This window comes from Paenibacillus sp. 1SOY10 (assembly GCF_056836745.1).
Genome location: NZ_JBXENK010000002.1, coordinates 274,159 through 294,333 on the forward strand (window position 1 = coordinate 274,159; position 20,175 = coordinate 294,333).

At 46.8% G+C, this 20,175-nt stretch carries 12 protein-coding genes; 11 read left to right on the forward strand and 1 reads right to left on the reverse strand.

The window, feature by feature from the left end:
- Positions 1-15: 15 nt before the first annotated feature.
- The 6 genes from AC1VOR_RS07115 to AC1VOR_RS07140 all read left to right on the forward strand — a co-directional run bounded on the left by AC1VOR_RS07115 (position 16) and on the right by AC1VOR_RS07140 (position 10,983).
- Positions 16-1,518 (forward strand): alpha-N-arabinofuranosidase, encoded by a 1,503-nt coding sequence (locus tag AC1VOR_RS07115; RefSeq protein WP_482616814.1) that lies wholly within the window; start codon positions 16-18, stop codon positions 1,516-1,518.
- A 21-nt stretch (positions 1,519-1,539) separates the two neighbouring features.
- On the forward strand, positions 1,540-4,089 hold the full coding sequence (locus tag AC1VOR_RS07120) for a LamG-like jellyroll fold domain-containing protein (RefSeq protein WP_482616815.1): 2,550 nt from the start codon (positions 1,540-1,542) through the stop codon (positions 4,087-4,089).
- Between the two features lie 212 nt (positions 4,090-4,301).
- Entirely contained in the window at positions 4,302-5,858 is a 1,557-nt protein-coding gene (locus AC1VOR_RS07125; RefSeq protein ID WP_482616816.1) for a response regulator, read from the forward strand.
- A 664-nt stretch (positions 5,859-6,522) separates the two neighbouring features.
- Positions 6,523-7,179 (forward strand): hypothetical protein, encoded by a 657-nt coding sequence (locus tag AC1VOR_RS07130; protein WP_482616818.1) that lies wholly within the window; start codon positions 6,523-6,525, stop codon positions 7,177-7,179.
- A gap of 37 nt (positions 7,180-7,216) precedes the next feature.
- Positions 7,217-7,714, forward strand: coding sequence for a hypothetical protein (locus tag AC1VOR_RS07135; RefSeq protein ID WP_482616820.1), 498 nt, complete (start codon positions 7,217-7,219; stop codon positions 7,712-7,714).
- 425 nt (positions 7,715-8,139) lie between these two features.
- A complete protein-coding gene (locus tag AC1VOR_RS07140; protein ID WP_482616822.1) occupies positions 8,140-10,983 on the forward strand; it encodes a glycoside hydrolase family 3 protein in 2,844 nt (947 codons plus the stop codon).
- 13 nt (positions 10,984-10,996) lie between these two features.
- On the opposite strand, the gene AC1VOR_RS07145 is transcribed toward AC1VOR_RS07140, so the two are convergent.
- The gene (locus tag AC1VOR_RS07145; protein WP_482616824.1) at positions 10,997-11,890 is read right to left on the reverse strand and encodes an AraC family transcriptional regulator; all 894 of its coding nucleotides are present in this window, start codon (positions 11,888-11,890) and stop codon (positions 10,997-10,999) included.
- Positions 11,891-12,039: 149 nt separating this feature from the next.
- Between AC1VOR_RS07145 and yicI the strand changes: the two genes are divergently transcribed.
- The 5 genes from yicI to AC1VOR_RS07170 all read left to right on the forward strand — a co-directional run bounded on the left by yicI (position 12,040) and on the right by AC1VOR_RS07170 (position 20,160).
- Positions 12,040-14,358: an alpha-xylosidase gene (gene yicI, locus AC1VOR_RS07150; protein ID WP_482616826.1), complete on the forward strand. Its 2,319-nt coding sequence runs from the start codon at positions 12,040-12,042 to the stop codon at positions 14,356-14,358.
- Positions 14,359-14,485: 127 nt separating this feature from the next.
- Entirely contained in the window at positions 14,486-16,264 is a 1,779-nt protein-coding gene (locus AC1VOR_RS07155) for a sensor histidine kinase (RefSeq protein ID WP_482616828.1), read from the forward strand.
- 92 nt (positions 16,265-16,356) lie between these two features.
- Positions 16,357-17,337 (forward strand): ABC transporter permease, encoded by a 981-nt coding sequence (locus AC1VOR_RS07160; RefSeq protein WP_482616830.1) that lies wholly within the window; start codon positions 16,357-16,359, stop codon positions 17,335-17,337.
- A gap of 13 nt (positions 17,338-17,350) precedes the next feature.
- Positions 17,351-18,253: a carbohydrate ABC transporter permease gene (locus AC1VOR_RS07165; protein WP_482616831.1), complete on the forward strand. Its 903-nt coding sequence runs from the start codon at positions 17,351-17,353 to the stop codon at positions 18,251-18,253.
- A 176-nt stretch (positions 18,254-18,429) separates the two neighbouring features.
- Entirely contained in the window at positions 18,430-20,160 is a 1,731-nt protein-coding gene (locus tag AC1VOR_RS07170; RefSeq protein WP_482616833.1) for an ABC transporter substrate-binding protein, read from the forward strand.
- Positions 20,161-20,175 lie beyond the last annotated feature (15 nt).

Below are 20,175 nucleotides of genomic sequence, written 5' to 3' on the forward strand. Positions count from 1 at the left end.
TTGGAGGAGGAACTTATGAACCAGATAATCATTCAAACGGACGTAACCAGGGGAGTTATTAGCAAAAATATATACGGTCACTTTGCTGAGCATCTAGGGAGATGCATTTATGAGGGAATCTGGGTGGGGGAGGACTCACCCATTCCCAATACACAAGGAATTCGCAATGATGTGCTGAATGCGCTCAGACAAATTAAAGTGCCTGTGCTTCGTTGGCCCGGTGGCTGCTTTGCCGATGAATACCACTGGAAGGATGGGATCGGCCCTCGGGAGAATCGCAAGCGTATGGTCAATACCCACTGGGGGGAAGTCGTTGAGAACAACCACTTTGGAACCCATGAATTTCTGCTGCTTTGCGAGCTACTGGAATGCGAGCCTTATATTTGCGGGAACGTGGGTAGCGGAACGGTACAGGAGATGTCGGAGTGGGTGGAATACATGACCTTTGACGGCGAGTCGCCCATGGCGGCTTGGCGTAAGGAAAATGGCAGGACGGAGCCGTGGAAGCTGACCTATTTTGGGGTAGGTAATGAAAGCTGGGGCTGCGGTGGTCATATGCGACCGGAATATTATGCTGATCTTTATCGGCGATATCAAACCTTTGTACGCCATTATGGTGATCAGCGGATTTATAAAATAGCCGGCGGGGCCAATGTTGACGATTACCACTGGACTGAGGTACTGATGCAGCAAGCCGGTGGGCTGATGGACGGATTAAGCTTGCACTATTATACGATTCCCGGAGATTTTTGGGTTGGTAAAGGCTCGGCGCTGAAGTTTGAGGAGCAGGAATGGCTCATCACCATGCAGAAAGCGCTGCATATGGACGAATTGATTACCAAGCACAGCACTATTATGGATCGATATGACCCTGACAAGCGGGTAGGCTTGATCATTGATGAGTGGGGTACATGGTACGACGTTGAGCCGGGCACAAATCCGGGTTTTCTGTATCAGCAAAATACGATTCGCGATGCGGTTGTGGCGGGGCTTCATTTCAATATTTTCCATGAGCATGCCGACAGGGTGCATATGGCGAACATTGCCCAGACCGTCAATGTTCTGCAAGCGATGATATTAACGGAAGGGGAAAACATGCTGCTGACGCCGACCTATCATGCTTTCGATATGTTCAAAGTACACCAGGGCGCAGAGCGGCTGGAGATGGTATTGGCTTCGCAGGTTTATATCGAAGAGGACGAGAGGCTGCCGCAGATTTCAGCTTCTGCCTCCCGAAGCAAAGCAGGGGATGTCCAAATCAGCTTGGTCAATATGAGTCCTCGGCATGAAGCGCCTGTCAGTCTGGAGCTTCGTGGTCGTCAAGCGAAGCCGTCGTCAATCAAGGGTACGGTGCTGACGGCTAACACAATGAATGCTCACAACACGTTCGACCAGCCCAATGCGGTCGTACCCGCTCCGTTCCGGGATATCCGAATTGAGGAGGGCTTGCTGTATACCAAGCTACCACCAATGTCACTGGTGACTCTGATTATCCACTTAACAGCAGAAGGGTCTTAGTCCAAGAAGGAGGGATGAAGGATGAGAAGTCTTAGCAGATGCCTGGCTGTGCTTGTGCTGTTTACACTGCTACTACCTGCTGAAGGCTGGGCCAGCGATGGTAGGTCTGGCGGATCGCAGGAAGCAGATGAGGTGAAGAATGGAGGTGTGTGGTTGGAGACGATGTCGCCTGAATTCAGGAACGTATCGGTTCATGATCCGAACATTGTAAAGGCAGGAGACTCTTATTATGCCTTTGGCTCGCATATCGAGGCAGCCAAGTCTGCTGATCTTCTACAGTGGACCTCTTTTACGAATGGCTATCAAACGCCGGAGAATCAGCTCTTTGGTGATTTGTCGGCCAATCTGGCGGAATCATTCTTATGGGCGGGGGAAAATGATGCCGATAGCAAAGGAGGATACGCTGTATGGGCACCGGCTGTCATGTGGAACGAGCATTATGCGAATGAGGACGGGACACGGGGAGCGTACATGATGTATTATAGCGTGTCGTCCACCTATATCCGCTCGGCCATCGGTTATGCCGTAGCCCCGAAGATTGAAGGGCCATACACGTACGTAGATACGGTGTTGTATTCTGGCTTTACGAAAGATACGGCGTTTGATCCTGATAGTCAGGTTGATAAGAAATGGACGAATACCAATATCAAGGCGTTGATGGAGGAAGGCAAACTGACGGAGACCAATCCGGATTGGTTCAATGGTGACGGGTCTTACAATAATGCCCTGTATCCAAATGCTATCGATGCTGCCCTATTCTTTGATGCTGATGGTAAGCTGTGGATGACCTACGGGTCTTGGTCCGGTGGAATCTTCATCGTGGAGCTGAACCCTGGCACCGGGCAGGTCATTTATCCCGGCCAGGATGGAGTCACGTCTGATGGACGATTAGTGGATCGGTATTTTGGTACGAAGATTGCCGGAGGGCATACCAAGTCTGGTGAAGGTCCCTATATTCTGTACGATGCCCAAGCGGGCTACTACTATTTAAATGTATCGTATGGTTGGTTGGGCGCGAACGGCGGTTATAATATTCGCCAGTTCCGGGCGAACCAGCCGGATGGCCCTTATCTTGATGCTGCGGGGCAGGACGCGGTACTGCCTGCGAATACCGACAATACCCATTACGGTATCAAAATGGTTGGTAATTTCTTGTTTGACCGTAAAGCGGGCGCTCCCGGCACGGGAATCGGGTACGGCTATGCATCCCCCGGTCACAACTCGCTGTATAAGGATGAGGAGTCGGGCAAATATTTCTCCGTCTTCCATACCAGATTCCCGCAGCAAGGAGAACGGCATGAACTCAGGGTCCACCAGTTGTTCATGACCAAGAATGACTGGCTGGTGATGGCTCCACTGCGATACTCCGGGGAAGCTCTACGGGAGATCAAGAAGTCCGAGATTGTGGGGGACTATGAGGTGGTTCGCCATGGCCTTGATTATTCCGGAGAAATCCCGACATCCGTGTATATCTCTCTGAATAAAGATCATACCCTCTCGGGTGCCCATACCGGGACATGGGCCTTGAACGATGCTTATGAAGCGGTACTTACAATCGATGGAATTGTGTATGATGGAGTATTTGCCAGCGGCTGGGATGCCGATAGGGGCGCGACTACGCTGACTTTTACAACGATGACGGAGCAAGGTCAGACCTTATGGGGCATCAAGAAGCCGGAACGGAGTGACTGGCAAGTTGTGAAGGCTGTGGAGAAGGATTTGAGTCTTGGTGATACCAGTCAAGTGATGAGTAACTTAAACTTGCCGACGCAAGGAACTCATGGGTCCACAATTTCATGGACAACGTCCAATCCGGCTGTCATTTCAAATACAGGCATCATTTATCCGCCAGACCCGGGTGACGGAGAGGCGAAGGCGGTACTGACGGCTAAGATTAGCAAGGGGCAGGCCTGCTTGACGAAATCCTTCTCTATTGTAGTAGCTCCGATTGATATCAACTACGGATTAGTAGCACATTATGGACTAAATGGGGATTTGTCTGAATCGACAGGGAGCTTTACTGCGGGGCAAATCATTGGAGAGAAGCTGGATGTAGAAGGGGGAACGCTGACTTATACGGATGGAGTGCGAGGACGGGCTGCACAATTTGACGGGACTTCAGGTGTCCGTCTTGCGGATGGCTTAATCATGAGTCCTCATTACTCCGTTTCGTTATGGTTGAACCCAGCGCAGTTCACTCCATTTACAACGAGTTTCTTCGGTGCCAGATCCAATGCTAGCTGGATTAGTCTTGTTCCGGAATCCTGGGACAACAATACCATGCTCTGGTCAGGAGAAGCTTGGTACGACGGCAGTACGGGCTCGCGGCTGGCTGCTAATCAATGGCATCATCTTGTCTTTACGGTAGACGCCGGTGCAGTGAAGGTATATGTGAACGGAGCACTTGCGTTTAGCGGGAACGGGTTCCCGGATGTCTTTTCGGAAGGAACAGGCATATTCAGCTTGGGCGTAAACTGGTGGGACCCTCCCTATCAGGGCTTAATGGATGAGCTTCGTATTTATGATCTGCCCGTAACCGAGGCGGTGGTTCAGAAGCTGTTCGAGGAATAATTGTTAAAAATGTACGGGGCTGCTCTAATCGCTAATGGCGAGGGCAGCCTTGTTTGTTATGTCTGATTTGAGTTAGTATTCATCAAAATAGTGCTACAAATGAACATGATAATGTTTGTTGTGAATTGCAAAATTATTTTATAATTAAATGTAAACGTTTTATGTCGCTTGCTGGAAGGTCCAATATCATTTTCCGGCTGGAGGAATGTAGGATGATTAAAGTGCTCATTGTTGATGATGAACCCAAACTTCGTGAAGGCTTGCGAACTTTCATTGATTGGGAAGCCGAGGGGTATCAGGTTGTTGATACGGCGGTTAACGGGAACGATGCGCTGGATAAATATAAATTACATGATCCGGATTTAGTGCTAGCTGACATACGCATGCCTGGCATGGATGGACTTCAATTAATTCAGCGATTGCGTATGCAGGACCCGCTCCTGCATATTTTAATTCTCAGCGGCTACGCAGACTTTAATTATGCCAAGACCGCCATGACACAACGTGCCGATGGCTATCTGCTCAAGCCAGTTGATGAGGATGAACTGCTGGATTATTTGCGCAAGATCAAACGAATCATCGAGGAAGAGAGAGCTTCCGAGCAGTGGAAGCGCGTGACCTCTGACTGGAACCGCGAAGCGCTGATTCAATCGATCCTTATGAATGAGGGTCTTGTAGAAGAGGAGTCGGCTCCGCTATATGCGCGGGCAGGGCAAGTAGGCATTGAAGGCAAGGCATTCCAGATTATGCTGCTTTCGCTTCAGGCCGAAGAAGAATCGGAAGCGCGTATCGACGTAGCTGCTCGCAAGGCTCTAATTCAGTTATTTGAGGAATCCGAACGAGGCTGGGTATTTGCTATCCATGCCAAGCTGGGCGTCCTGCTTAAGGAGCCGTTATTGTCAGTGGAGACCGAGGGGATTTACCGTAGTATCAGTCAGGCGCTTAGTGGATATGGCGCATATTTCTCCATAGCCTTGGGCGACAAGGTGACCAATCTGGTCGAAGCGCGCCATTCATATCGCACCGCATATGAGCTAATCCGGCAGCAGTTTGTACTGGATTGCGGAGAGGTATTGACGCCAGCTATGCTGCAGGTGGGTGCGTCCGCCAGACAGGGAGAAGTACGAACGGCTGAGGAATTAGGGGATCAGCTATATTTTGCAGTGGATATCGGTAATCGTACAGCAGTGAAGACGCTGTTGCCGGAATTGGGACGGTTGTATATGGATGAGGCGTTGTCCGAGATCGATATCAAAGATCGGTTTGTTGAACTGCTCACAACGATTATGCACAAGGTACTTGATCAGTCTTCGGGGCTGCCCGGTCGGCAAAAGGAATTCACTGGGGCCTTTGCAGAAATGCAGAAGGCACGCACCATTCTTAATTTGTACGATAAGGCGGAAAGCTTGCTGGAGCAGCTCATGAGCCAGATTGGTGAAGATAGCCAGCATCGCGAGGTCAAGATTATGCTAGATCTGATTCATCGTAACTACAATGAAAGCTTGAAGCTTGAGACATTATCAAGCATCTTTAATTATAATAGCGCCTATCTAGGCAAACTGTTCAAGAATACGACGGGAGAATACTTCAATACGTATATCGATAAGGTTCGGATTGAGAAGGCCAAGACGTATTTGGAGGAAGGACTCAAGGTCTATCAGGTAGCTGAGAAGGTTGGATATACGAACGTGGACTATTTCCATAGCAAATTCCGCAAGTATGTCGGCACCAGCCCATCTGCTTACCGCAAGCAGTCCCATCATGCATAAGACGAGATTATCCTATAAGTCATTCCAATTCGTTTAATATATAAACTATACAAAGAAGCAGACGAGAAAATGTTCTTCCGATCGCTGTTGCTCATGGATTTCTCTTATTTAATTAATTATTATGAGGTAGAAATCCATTCACAAAGGCGAACGCTTCGCTTCTTCCAGAATCATTTTCTCTTTTGCTTGTTATGCATATGTATTATTTCAACGAATCAGATCATTCAAGCATGCCTTATCTTTAAATCGTAAAGCAAAAAAAGAAGCCATTCCTTGGTAAATGGAAGTGTCAAAAATGCACGCCTTAGAATAAACATTGGAGAACCCAGAACCCTTGGGTATTTCAATGAAATATAAGGGGTGCCTTTTTTAATTCTTGAAGTTTAGGGAGTCTTAGGTGTCACATTTGGGGAATAGGAGGGAATTGCCCAAACATAGATAATTAGAGCAAGAAGAGACAAACACATAGATATACGAACAGGATAAGAGTATTTATCCATGGGTTTGTCTCTTTCTTCTTACATATGTAAATTACATTGTAGAAAAATGTAAATTTTTAAGGATAATATTGACAATAGTGTTATGGTTGACTATATTTAACTCAAAGTTGGAAGGGCGTTGGTTAAGCTGAATTATAAGACAAACTTGTAATGGGGTGAATCTAGTGTCACGTAAAAAACTAATTTTTATATTAATTTCTGTCTGTACGATTTCTTTGATCGTTCTATCGTCAGTGTTAGCATCTAACCATCTGCCACTCACTAAATCAGAGTTGTTAACAGATAATAACAGGCATTTAATAGGAAAAGAAACTATCTCAAATTATTATGTTATTTACCAGAATGGTAAATACATTGATTCTAATGGAAAAGAATTATCAAAAGATGAACTATTAGGTAAATCGCAAGATGAAATTCCAGAAAACAGGATAGTTCAGAATATAAATCTTAAGAACTTTGTACCTTCCTCAATTGTGGAGTTTAAAACTGACTCCAAAGATGGGATGTTTATTTCACCAGAAATAATAACTATAAATAATTCTGTAAGCATCCTGACTAAGTCTGATGGAAAGGGGTGGGAATTGGAGAAAGGTAATAAAATTAGATTTGATTTGACTAAATACCCTTCAGAGGTAATAGAAAATCAAAAAATAATGATAGGTTATGTAAAAGATGGAATTTTGAATGAAGGACAGGTGTTTGAGCAATTAAATGGTGAATATGCTTTAGAAGTTGCTGATCCTGGCGTTTATTATTTGTATCTTATTAATGTAAGTTCGGACCCGATATCCCTGAAAAATGGAACTTTAATAATCCAATAGCTTACTTGAATATTATAATTTGATATGGAGGATAGTTATGAAAAAGAAGATGATGAGCTTTGTATTGTTGCTTATGGCCTCGTTGTTACTATCTGCAAGTGTAGGTGCTTCAGAAAGTTTCACTCCAAATAATGCATCTAATATAAGCTGGAGTTATATAAAGTATGATTCTAATGGTGTAGTAGTAGAAGAAGGAATCATTCCTAATTCAGAATTAATATCTCCCATGTATACGTGGGAAGGAATAACTTTAGATAATGACGAAGGTGTTTCCTTTTTTCCAACACATAGTAGTCAAGGACTTTATGCTGTCAAAGGAACTAGAATAAATATTTACTATCAATTGGACAGATCTGCTAGTCATCATGCAAGAGTTAGAGCATATAACCCTTTCGGTTTAGAATGGTCTGTTACAGGTACTTGGAGCAGTAGAAGCGGTACTTTAGATGCCTTGGAATCTGATTATTATTTTGGTTACTTACATAACTATTCTTCAGATCCGATTACAGTGACTGAATTTAAAATCATTTTCTAAATCATCAGTTTTTATAAATTCATACAAAGCTCAAAGAAGCCCTTGTCCTACTAATGAAGTGCACCCCTTCGGATAAACATTGGAACCCTCCGGGTTATTCTGATGAAATCTAAGGGGTGCCTTTTTATGAAAATTTTAAAATTTAACGGTATCCAGAATTGTTGAAAAGAGAAACGATTGCATTTGACGAGAAGAAGGTTTGATTGAGCAATGGTGCCAACTTGTAGCCCGAGGCTCATTTTAATGCCTACAAAATTCAGGGCTTGACCAATGCGATATTTTCACATGAAAACATATCTAATCTGCCGTGTATAAAGCGCTCTAATAGCAAGTTATGATAGGGTGGAGTAAAAGCATATGCCTGTGAGGACGTTATTTTGTTAAGCGCTTACAGTAAATTTATAGTTTAGGAGTGAGGTAACTTTATGACAGCCGCCAATACGAATCAGTATCCTTTTCAAAACCCGGATTTGCCATTAGATGAACGGGTGAACGATTTGGTATCCCGCTTTACAGTGGACGAGAAAATTCAATTGATGTGCCAGCATCAGGTAGCCATTCCGCGCCTTGGCGTGAAGGGGCATAAGCAAGGCACGGAAGGGGCGCATGGCGTGGCCTGGTTGGGCGAAGCGACGGTGTTCCCGCAAAATACGGGACTCGCTTGCACCTGGAATTCCGAATTACTGCATCAAATCGGCTCCGTCATCGGGGATGAAGCACGGGTGTATTTTGACCGGGACCCGGTCGTAAACGGATTAACCATTTGGGCACCAACAGTTGATATGGAACGGGATCCGCGTTGGGGTCGTACGGAAGAGGCTTATGGCGAAGACCCTCAGTTAACAGGAACTCTGGCTACGGAATTAGTTAAGGGGCTGCAAGGGGATGATCCTTTCTATTATAAGGCAGTTGCTTCCCTGAAGCATTTCTATGGCAATAATAATGAAATAGATCGGGGAAGTGCTTCCGTCAGCATCGATCCAAGGAACAAGCGGGAATATTATTTGAAGGTATTTGAGCAAGTCTTCCGTGAAGGCCGAGCCGGGTCGATGATGACAGCTTATAACAGCATTAATGGCATCCCATGTAATTTCAACACGGAAGTGAATGAGATCGTCAAGGGCGAGTGGGGAATGGACGGATTTGTCGTAGGCGATGCCGGCGATGTGATGGGGACCGTGCTGGAGCATAAATATGTAGATTCCTATGCTCAGGCTGTAGCTGGCTCAATCAAGGCAGGACTGGATAGCCTGACCGATGACGAGCCCATCATGTTCCAGGCTTTGCACGACGCACTGGAGCAGGGTTTGCTGGAAGAAGCAGACCTGGATCGTGCGCTGCGTAATGCCTTCCGCGTTCGATTCCGCTTGGGAGATTTCGATCCCGTGGAGCGGAATCCTTATGGACAGACACCAGCAGAGAAATTATGCGCACCGGAGCATGCGGAATTGGCTTTAACCGCAGCTCGCGAGTCCATTGTATTACTTAAGAATGATGGCATTCTACCGCTTACGAAGGAAGGCTCCTCCGTTGCCTTGATTGGCCCGCTTGCGGGTGAAGTGTTCACTGACTGGTACAGTGGAACGCCGCCTTACCGAGTTACGCCACTGCAAGGAGTACAGGAGAAGGTAAGCAGTGGGCAAGTCCACTTCGGGACCGGGCTGGAACGGATTCGTCTGCGTTCATCAGCTACTGGCAAGTACATTTCTGTAGCTTCTGGAGAAGGGATGGAAGCTGTGTTAACAGCCAACGTGGACGATGCATCACAAGCGGCTGTGTTTGAGCGTAATGACTGGGGCTGGGGACAGTTCACTTTGTATGATTTGACCAGCCAAAAGTTTGTTACTCTCACTGAAGACAGTGTGTTGACAGCCACTTCGGTGGATGTGAGTGGGTGGTTTGTTAAGGAAGTATTCGGGTTTGATGCAGAAGAGTCGGGCAAGGTAGCCATGAAATCATGGGATGGTAAGCCCATTATACTGGACGGGCAAGCTCGTTTGATGGTTGCCCAAGATGGCCGATTGCCGGAGGGGGAAGCTGGACGGTTGTTCGTCGAGATTGTAGAAAATGGCCTTGATCAGGCGGTTGCAGCGGCAAAGGCGGCGGAGACAGCCGTTGTATTTGTAGGCAACAGCCCGTTCATCAACGCCAAGGAGACTATTGATCGTGAGGATATCGTGTTGCCTCCGGCGCAGCAGGCTTTGATCCAAGCGGTGTATGCAGCCAATCCGCGAACAGTGGTTGTCATTGTTGGTAGCTATCCATTTGCGGTGAATTGGGAACAGGAGCATGTACCCGCCATGCTGTTCATGTCGCATGGCGGGCAAGAACATGGCCGGGCACTCGCTGATGTACTGTTCGGGGATTACAATCCGGCGGGGCGCTTGAACATGACCTGGTACCAATCAGTGGACCAACTGCCAGACCTGATGGATTATGACATTATCAAGGGGAAACGCACCTATCAATACTTTGATGGACCGGTGCTGTATCCGTTCGGGCATGGACTTAGCTATACAACGTTCGAGTATAGTGGGCTTTCACTGGATCAAGCTGAAGTGGCAGCGAACGGTCAGGTTACAGCTCATGTGCAAATCCGCAATACCGGGAATCGGGCCGGGGATGAAGTGGTGCAATGGTACGTTCGGGCTGAACAATCCAGAGTTACTCGGCCACTAAAAACATTGAAGGGCTTTAAGAGAGTACATCTGCTTCCAGGAGAAGCAAAGCTTGTATCCTTCACCCTGAAGGCTGAAGACCTGGCATTTTGGGATGTTACTCGGGAACGTTATTGTGTGGAGACGGGGAACTACACCATTCTGGTTGGACCATCTTCCGGACTTATAGCAGAGTCGGCTACGTTCCAGGTTCAAGGCGAGATCGTTCCACCTCGTTCGCTCTGTGAGCGGGTGAGGGCAGCCAACTATGATGATTATAGCGGTGTATTTCTGGATGAATGCCGCGAGGGTGGGGACACCGTGAGACTGGTGCAGGAGAGTGGCTGGATTGCCTTTCATGACGTGGAGTTTGGGGAAGGAGCCTCTCGCTTTACTGCCCGGGTCTCGGGAAATAAGCACGGAGGCCAAATTGTGCTGACGCTGGATAAGCCGGATGGTGAACAAGTGCTTGAATGCAAGGTGCTTCCTACAGGCGGCCGTCAAGGCTGGACTACAGTGGTGGGGCAAGCAGAATCCGGCTGGTCTGGTCGACGCAGTCTGTACTTACATCTTCAAGGAGAGGTACAGATCAGTTGGTTCCAGGTGGAATAGAATGGAACATGAATTATGAATTCAGCTTCTTGCGGAATTCAGAGGGTGCACAATTCATCGCTTTGCGAAATACGCGAATAAAATAACTGATATTATCAAATCCAACCTCCAGCGCTACATCCGAAATTTTACGCTCCGGATTGCGCAGCATTTCGGCTGCTTGCCGAATACGGTAGGAATTGATGTAATCCACCGGGGTTTGCCGGGTCATTGATTTGAAGAAGCGGCAGAACTGGCCTTCACTCATAGGAATCAAGGAAGCCAATTCTGCCAGACGAATCGGCTGGCTATAATGATCCTGTATATGAAGAATAACGGTTTTAAGCCGATCGATTTTGGAGGACTCGCTGCGGGTGGCCATGGAGGCCCGGCTGACAGCCCGGCCTTCGGCGGCGATTTCTGCAAGCATTAAATAAAGATGCCCCTTGACTACGCCTTCATAGCCAGGCGTCTCATTACTGCAACTATGCATCATCGCCACAAGATGCTCTAGCAGGGAGATGTCTGCAGCCGATTCACGGCGCAGATGGCGAGGGAAGGTGGCTCTGCGCTCCTGTAAGGGTAACACCAGATTCTCCTGAACGGCATCATAATGAGCACTGGCCAGAAGCTGCGTGTCAAACACAAGCGAGAAGAAGGTACAACCTTCGTTGCCATGGGTATGGGCGGCATGAATGTCGCCACCATCAATGAAGACGGCTTCTCCGGCGCGTACCGGGAAGTAATCGGTATCTACCTGGAACAGCGTTTCGCCTTCCAGACAATAGAAGAACTCAGGCTCATCGTGCCAATGGCAATCGATGACATGTTCACCGGGGCCGTATCGGTACCAGTAAGTACCAAAAGGAAGCTGCTGGCTGCCATGATCCTTGACTTCCTTCAATGAACGGCGGAGTGCTTGATCCATGTGAATTCACCTCGTCAAGATAGTGTTATATTTTCGTTTGATTATGTTAGTTAATAAGCCGTTGTGTCAGTATAATGCAAGTATAGGACGTTTTCCACTGGAAGACAATGTCCATCTATCAATGTAAATCAGAAAGGCGGCTAAGTAACATGAAATTTACGGATGGCAACTGGATGACACGCGAGGAATTTACGCTTGATACTGCGGTACAGGCTTATGATTTTATGATTCAGGACAATACGTTGGTCGCTTCAGCGTCAACGACGCCAATCGCTGGCCGGGGTAACATGATTAATACGACATTGCTGACTATGCAATTTCATTCTCCGCTTCCAGGTGTTATTGGGGTCAAGCTGATCCATTTCGCCGGAACCATTGATCATGGTCCTCATTTTGAGATAGCCCAGGGCGGGGCCCATGTGGAGATTGCCGAACATGAGGAATATGCTGAATTAAAGAGCGGCAATTTGAGTGTACGTATCAAGAAAGGTCCGCAATGGGCGGTTGATTTCTATCGTGGTGAAGAGCGTATCACCGGTAGCCGGGCCAAATCGATGGCTCATATTACGGAGAACAATGGGAACGTTTACATGCGTGAAGAACTGGATCTGCGTGTAGGCGAGTGGGTTTACGGCTTGGGTGAACGCTTCACATCCTTCGTCAAGAACGGTCAAGTCGTGGATATCTGGAATAAGGACGGGGGCACAAGCTCCGAGCAATCCTACAAGAATATTCCTTTCTTTGTGACCAATAAAGGATACGGTGTGCTGGTCAATGATCCGGGTGCAGTGTCCTTTGAAGTGGCTTCGGAAAAAGTGAAAAAAGTACAATTCAGCGTTCCTGGCGAATCGCTTGAATATTTCGTGATTGACGGTCCTGAACCGAAGGAGGTCCTGAACAAATACACGGCTCTAACAGGTAAGCCTTCGCTGCCACCGGCATGGAGCTTCGGATTGTGGCTGACTACTTCCTTCACGACCAACTACGATGAAGCCACGGTGAACTCCTTCGTGGATGGCATGGCTGAACGTGATCTTCCGCTGCATGTATTCCATTTCGACTGCTTCTGGATGCGTGAATTCCACTGGACGGACTTTAAGTGGGATGAGCGTGTATTCCCCGACCCTGTAGGGATGCTGAAACGCCTGAAGGAAAAAGGCTTAAAGATTTGCGTATGGATCAATCCTTACATTGGCCAGCGCTCTCGTCTGTTTGAAGAAGGCAAAGCCAACGGCTATCTGGTGAAAAAAGCGAACGGCGATGTATGGCAATGGAACATGTGGCAGCCGGGGATGGCCTTGGTGGACTTTACCAATCCGGCTGCTTGTGAGTGGTTTGCGGGCTATCTGCGCGAGATGGTTGATATGGGCGTGGACAGCTTTAAAACCGACTTCGGTGAACGGATTCCAACGGATGTGGTCTACCATGACGGCTCTGATCCTGTGAAAATGCACAACTACTACACTTATCTTTATAACAAGGTTGTATTTGAAGCCTTGGAAGAGAAGGTTGGCAAGAATCAAGCCGCATTGTTTGCCCGTTCGGCTACCGTTGGCGGACAGAAATTCCCGGTTCACTGGGGCGGGGATTGTTACGCCGATTATGAATCCATGGCGGAAAGCCTGCGCGGAGGTTTGTCCCTGGGTCTGTCTGGCTTCGGCTTCTGGAGCCATGACATTGGTGGCTTCGAGAATACGGCGCCTGCGCATGTATTCAAGCGTTGGCTGGCCTTTGGGCTGCTATCCAGTCACAGTCGGTTGCACGGCAGTAGCTCCTACCGGGTACCTTGGGTTTACGATGATGAAGCAGTTGATGTTACACGGTTCTTCACCAAGCTGAAATGTAGCTTGATGCCGTATATGTTTGATATCGCTGTTCAAGCCACAGAGCAAGGCGTGCCGACGATGCGGGCGATGTTCCTGGAATTCCCGAATGATCCGGGCAGTGAAACACTGGACCGTCAGTATATGCTGGGAGATTCTGTCCTGGTGGCACCGGTATTCAGCGAGCATGGTGAGGTCACTTACTATCTGCCAGAAGGAACATGGACGCATCTTCTTACCGGGAAAGCGGCCCAAGGTGGCAAATGGTACAAAGAAAAATATGATTTCTTCGGTTTACCCCTGTTTGTACGAGAGAATTCAATTGTGGCAAAGGGTGCCAACGACACCCGTCCGGATTATGACTTTGCGGATGGCGTAGAACTCGGCCTCTATCAAATTCAGGATGGGGCTACCGTATCGCGTACAGTCCGGAACATGGAGGGAGAAAGTGAGCTCAAGGTATCTGTATCGCGCAATGGGAATACAGTGAATTTATCCGCAGAAGGTGCAGGCAAACCGTTCCACGTTGCCCTTCACGGGCTAGGCGAGGCCTCCTCCGTGCAAGGCGGCGCGCTTGCCAGCAACGGTGTCATTGAAGTAGGTAGCTTCAGCGGACAAACTGAAGTGGTCATTACCTTAAAATAAGTAGCTCGGCTATGCTGAACGACATTATATTAGAAGTAACCGAAATATCCCCTTTCCCCTTGTGTTAGGGGATATTTTCGTATCAAGAGATAACTTTTTTGAAATACCTCTTTGAGGGGGCGATGCCATGCTGAACAGAATAATTCGTTCGACCAACAACCTGAAGCTTAAGCATAAGCTTCTTATTTCTTATATTGTGGTGGTGATGATTCCCGTACTTATCGTCGGGGTTGGCGTTACCGCTTATTTTCGCCATCAGGCTATGGAACGTGCGATTGCCCAAGCCACGAACAACGTGGAGAAGGTGAAGACGCGTACGGCCATGATGCTGCGGGTGCCCAGCGATATTTCCGATATGATTATGCTGGATCGGGAACTGGCGACAGCCGTCAAGACAGAATATCCTGACGTGCTTGAATTGACCAAGTCTTATTTGAATTACGATAATTTCCGTGAATATATTCTCCAATATCGGGAAATTTCAGGCATTCGTTTCTATTACGATAACCCGACTTTGATCAACAATCTGGAATTCATCCCGATTAATGAGGAGATTGAACAGGCGAATTGGTATAAGCAAGCGATGGAGAGCAAGCGTATAGGTTGGTTTTACATCGACGATGCTGAGGAGTTTCCTGTCAAGCGCCTTAGCTTGGTAAGGCAGATATCCTTTGAAGGTACGCGAAAAAGCGGTGTCTTGATGGTCATTATTAATCAGGAAGAGCTGAATCGCATGCTACAGCAGGAGCCCTTCGAGACACTGATTACTGATGATATGGGCGTGGTCGTTGCGGCCAAGAACCCGTCTCTTGTCGGCAAAACGTTGGACGAACTTGATTATGGAATTGATCTTAGAACTCAGCAAAAGGAAACACTCAAGGTGGAGAGCCAAGGCGAGCCTGCTTATCTTGTCATAGACACGCTAACGCCGGATTCAAGCATGAACGGTCTGAGGTTTATTTCAGTATTTACCACCGAATCTATCGTTAAGGACGCAAATGCCGTTAGCTTGATGGGGTTGTTCATTATTCTACTGGTCTTGTTGCTTGCCTTCATCTTTGTCTATACCGTTTCTTTCCTGACGACAAACCGGTTGCTTCGATTGAGCCGGCATTTGAATCGACTGGCCTTGGGAGATTTGACGGTTGTCTCGCGAATTGATGGTCAGGATGAAATTGGTCAGCTATCCCGCCAATTTAACTATATGGTAGAAAGCATACGTCGACTGATGGACCAGGTTGTAGAGAAGACAGAGCAAAACAATTCGCTTGAACTGGCTCAGCGGGAGATCAAGCTCAAGATGATGGCCAGCCAGATTAACCCTCATTTTCTGTTCAATGCCCTTGAATCCATTCGGATGAATGCGCATCTTAAGGGAGATCAGGAAATTGCCAACGTGGTTCGCAGATTAGGGAAGATGATGCGCAAAAGCCTGGAGGTCGGCCGGGAGAACATCATGCTTAAGGAAGAACTTGAAATGGTCAGCTCCTATCTGGAGATTCAAAAATTCCGCTACGAGAATCGCCTCAAGTATGAAATTGACGTGGATTCCTCAGTCATGAACTTTCGCATTCCTCCATTAATTATTCAGCCGCTTGTGGAAAATGCCGTTGTACATGGAGTTGAAAATAAGGAAGACGGAGTCAAGGTAGTGGTCAGTATCCGGAGGCTGGAAGAGATGCTTGAAGTCCGGGTCAAGGATAACGGAATGGGGATGACGCCGGGGCGTCTGCAAGAGGTTAGGGAGTCCATCATGGCTTCCGAAGAATCAGAGAAAAATCGAATCGGCCTACGCAATGTCTATCAGCGACTGGTCCTCACTTATGGAGAGAAACATGGATTGAATATTGATAGCACGTATGGAGAAGGAACCCTGATTATTTTTACATTACCCCTGAATCTCTAATTTTTATATGGTTTTTGCATCAATCTACCAGGTATTTGAAAACGCTTTTTTTCTCTAAGATTAAACTATAAAAGAAGGGGGGGATTGGACAAATGGAAACGCTGTCAGCTAAGAATAAATCTGATTTCTCAAGCGTAACCCCTTCTCCGCAGAAAAAGCGGAAGAAAGGTTTCTGGCAGATTCTCGTCCAACAAAAATATCTTTATCTCATGTCTTTACCATTTGTAATCTGGTGTTTTGTTTTTAACTATTTACCGATTTGGGGCTGGACCATGGCTTTTCAGAACTACAAGCCTTCCAAATCGTTCAGTGAACAAGAATGGGTCGGAATGAAGCAATTTGTTACCTTGTTCCAGGATGAACGTTTTTATCTGGTGTTAAGAAACACCTTGGCCATGAGTATTATGGGTCTGATATTTGGCTTTGTCGTTCCTATCTTCTTTGCAGTATTCCTGAATGAACTAAAAGGAACGATGTTCAAACGTACAGTTCAGACCGTATCGTACCTGCCTCACTTTGTATCCTGGGTTGTCGTCGGTGGGATTATCACGAAGATGCTCTCCATTGACGGTGGGATTGTGAATGAACTTCTGCTGACAACTGGAATTATCAATGAGCCGATTCAGTTTATGGCTCAAGGGAAATGGTTCTGGGGAATTGTAACCGCTTCAGATATATGGAAAGAGACCGGCTGGAACGCGATTATCTATCTGGCAGCGATTACCGGGATTGATAAGGAGTTATACGAAGCGGCCCGCGTGGATGGAGCAGGGCGTTTGCGCCAAATGTGGAACATTACGCTCCCGGGTATTCGAACAACGATTTCGGTATTGTTGATTATGTCGATCGGTCACTTGATTGGGATCGGCTTCGAGAAGCAATTTCAGCTTCAGAATTCGCTTGTTCTGGATTATTCCGAGGTGCTAGACCTTTATGCTTTAAATTACGGCATAAAGATTAGTCGATTCTCCTACGGTACAGCAATCAGTATGTTCACCTCCGTCGTAAGTGTTATGTTGCTACTCACGGCAAACGGTATTATGAAGAAAACTACGAAGGAAAGCATCATGTAAAGGAGGAGAAAAGATGGCGGCTTCAAAAGCATTTAACGCTACAAAATCAGAAAAATTGTTTGATATCTTTAACATCATTTTAATGACTCTTATTCTTATCGTCACTTTATATCCGTTCCTGAACGTGCTTGCGATTTCTTTGAACGATTCGACGGATACCGTACGAGGTGGTATTTATCTCTGGCCTCGCGAGTTTACACTGGAGAACTATAGGACGATTTTCAACTACACGGGCTTGATCCAAGGCTTCAAAATATCTGTGTTAAGAACAATTGTCGGTACCATATTCGGGTTAATCAGCTCTTCTATGTTGGCCTATACACTTAGCCGCCCCGATTTTCGTTCCAGAAGGTTTGTATCGACCTTTCTCGCTCTGACGATGTATTTCTCGGGTGGTCTGGTTCCAGGGTACATGTTAATGCGCCATCTGGACTTGATTGGCACGTTCTGGATCTACGTATTACCAGGTATCGTAAGTGCATTTAACGTATTCATTATTCGTTCTTTTATTGATGGATTACCTTATGCCTTGCAAGAATCGGCCAAATTGGACGGTGCTAATGATTTCACCATTTACTACAGAGTCATCTTACCGCTTTGTAAACCGGTGTTGGCGACGATCGCACTATTTCTGGCGGTAGGACAATGGAACTCTTGGTTTGATACTTATCTGTATAACGGAAATAAACCTCATTTGACGACATTGCAGTATGAATTGATGAAGGTTCTGGCTAGTACCAATCAAGGCTCGGGGATGGTTAACGCTAATGATATGGCCAATCTGATGGCTCAAGTATCACCTGAATCAATCAAGATGGCGATCACGATTGTTGTAACGTTGCCGATCTTGCTGGTCTACCCGTTCCTTCAAAGATATTTCGTATCGGGTATGACGCTCGGAGCAGTTAAGGCCTAGGTTATTTCTCCTCGATTTGCAGAGCCTCCAGCCCTGCAAATCGAGAAGGACGTTGACAAAAAAACATGCATTTTGTAAGCCCTTACTTTTGGGCGAGTTAGATTAGTAGCGGTATACCCAGGCTAAGCCTGATATACAATATGCATCACAAATTATGAATTGGGGGGCAAGCAGATATGAAGTGGAAAACTCCAAGAACTTTTGCCGCGCTTTTATTGGCAACGACATTGCTCATTGGTGGTTGTGGCAGTAATGGGGGAAGTGCTTCCGAGGGCAACAATGGGAACACAGGGACAGGGAACAATGGTCAGAACGCAAGTGCAGAGGATACCAGTCCGGTTACCTTTACCTTCTTTGGAGCCGATGCAAGTCCGAACTGGAACAATATGCAGGATGATGTAGGTAAGGCGATCACGGAGAAAACAGGAGTTACAATCCAGGCTGAATATGATGTAGGCTCTGGCGGGGGCGAACAAAAGATTGCTTTGATGACGGCCAGCGGCGATGTTCCTGATTTCATTTTTGCAAAAGGCAGCTTGTCCAAGCTTGTGGATGCAGGTCTCATTATTGATCTGACTGATCTGATTGAAGAACATGCCCCTAATATTAAGAGAATTCTAGGCGATAATATCAATCGTATGAAGTACAGTAATGACGATCCTTCCATTTATCAAATTACTACGAATATGGGGGTTGACCAGCAATCCTTTGATGCAGGTGGTGGTTTTGAAATCCAGCAGCGCGTGCTGAAGGAATTTGGTTATCCAGAAATTCGCACAGTGAAGGACTTTGAGGACATCCTTAGAAAATATAAGGAAAAATATCCTGAAACCGATGGACAGCCAACCATCCCGCTTTCATTAAATGCAGACGACTGGAAGATCATGATCACCGTAACAAACCCGGCCTTCTTGGCAACAGGCGCTCCGGATGATGGTGAGTACTATGTAAACCCTGAAACCTATGAGACGCAATTGCACTACAAGCGTGCTGAGGAAAAAGAATATTTCCGTTGGTTGAACCATATGTTCAACGAAGGCCTGCTTGATAAAGATACATTTATCCAAAAGGATGACCAGTACAAAGCGAAGATCGCTAGTGGACGCGTACTTGGCCTGATCAGCCAGGAGTGGGAATACCAAGACGGTGAAAATGCACTGAAGGCAGCGGGCAAGGATGATTACACTTATGCGCATTTCCCTGTCACGCTGAATGAAGATTATGTGGATCATTCCTTCCAGCCAGCAGGTCTGGATGGATCGGGTATCGCCATTACGACGGCTGCTAAAGATCCGGTTCGCCTGATTAAATTCCTGGATTGGCTTGCTTCCGATGAAGGGCAAGTGCTGATGAACTGGGGGATCGAAGGCAAGCACTACAATGTTGAGAACGGTGTGCGCGTAGTTCCGGAAGAAATCCAGAACAGAAAAGTTAACGATACAAACAACTTCAATAAAGAATCGGGTATCAGCTTGTATACCGCGATGACTGTTCACTATGGTGACGGTGTCAAGGACCCATCTGGTAACTATTACACGACGAACTTCCCTGACCAAATCGTTGCTGGCTATACCGAAGCTGAAAAAGAAACTTTGGCCGCTTATGGCGCAACCACATGGAAGGACCTGTTCCCTCAAGAAAGCGATTTTAAACCGAAGGAATGGGGCGCCCTGTACAATATGCCAGTGCCAACAGATGGAGACTATCAAGTCATCTATCAAAAAACCCAGGATATTATCCGTAAACGGATTCCTGAGGCTGTATTGACTACACCGGACAAATTTGACACCGTGTTCGATAACTTCCTGGCAGAGCTGGATAAAGCCGGTGCTGAGAAAATGGAAGCTGAATACACGGAACTTGTTAAGAAGAGAGTATCCTTGTTCACAGGAAAAGATGTTCAATAATTCTTGACTTGATAG

Excerpts from the sequence above, each read along its gene's own strand:
- AC1VOR_RS07115 (WP_482616814.1), top strand. The coding sequence starts at position 16 with ATGAACCAGATAATCATTCAAACGGACGTAACCAGGGGAGTTATTAGC.
- AC1VOR_RS07120 (WP_482616815.1), top strand. The coding sequence starts at position 1,540 with ATGAGAAGTCTTAGCAGATGCCTGGCTGTGCTTGTGCTGTTTACACTG.
- AC1VOR_RS07125 (WP_482616816.1), top strand. The coding sequence starts at position 4,302 with ATGATTAAAGTGCTCATTGTTGATGATGAACCCAAACTTCGTGAAGGC.
- AC1VOR_RS07135 (WP_482616820.1), top strand. The coding sequence starts at position 7,217 with ATGAAAAAGAAGATGATGAGCTTTGTATTGTTGCTTATGGCCTCGTTG.
- AC1VOR_RS07140 (WP_482616822.1), top strand. The coding sequence starts at position 8,140 with ATGACAGCCGCCAATACGAATCAGTATCCTTTTCAAAACCCGGATTTG.
- AC1VOR_RS07145 (WP_482616824.1), bottom strand. The coding sequence starts at position 11,890 with ATGGATCAAGCACTCCGCCGTTCATTGAAGGAAGTCAAGGATCATGGC.
- yicI (WP_482616826.1), top strand. The coding sequence starts at position 12,040 with ATGAAATTTACGGATGGCAACTGGATGACACGCGAGGAATTTACGCTT.
- AC1VOR_RS07155 (WP_482616828.1), top strand. The coding sequence starts at position 14,486 with ATGCTGAACAGAATAATTCGTTCGACCAACAACCTGAAGCTTAAGCAT.
- AC1VOR_RS07160 (WP_482616830.1), top strand. The coding sequence starts at position 16,357 with ATGGAAACGCTGTCAGCTAAGAATAAATCTGATTTCTCAAGCGTAACC.
- AC1VOR_RS07165 (WP_482616831.1), top strand. The coding sequence starts at position 17,351 with ATGGCGGCTTCAAAAGCATTTAACGCTACAAAATCAGAAAAATTGTTT.
- AC1VOR_RS07170 (WP_482616833.1), top strand. The coding sequence starts at position 18,430 with ATGAAGTGGAAAACTCCAAGAACTTTTGCCGCGCTTTTATTGGCAACG.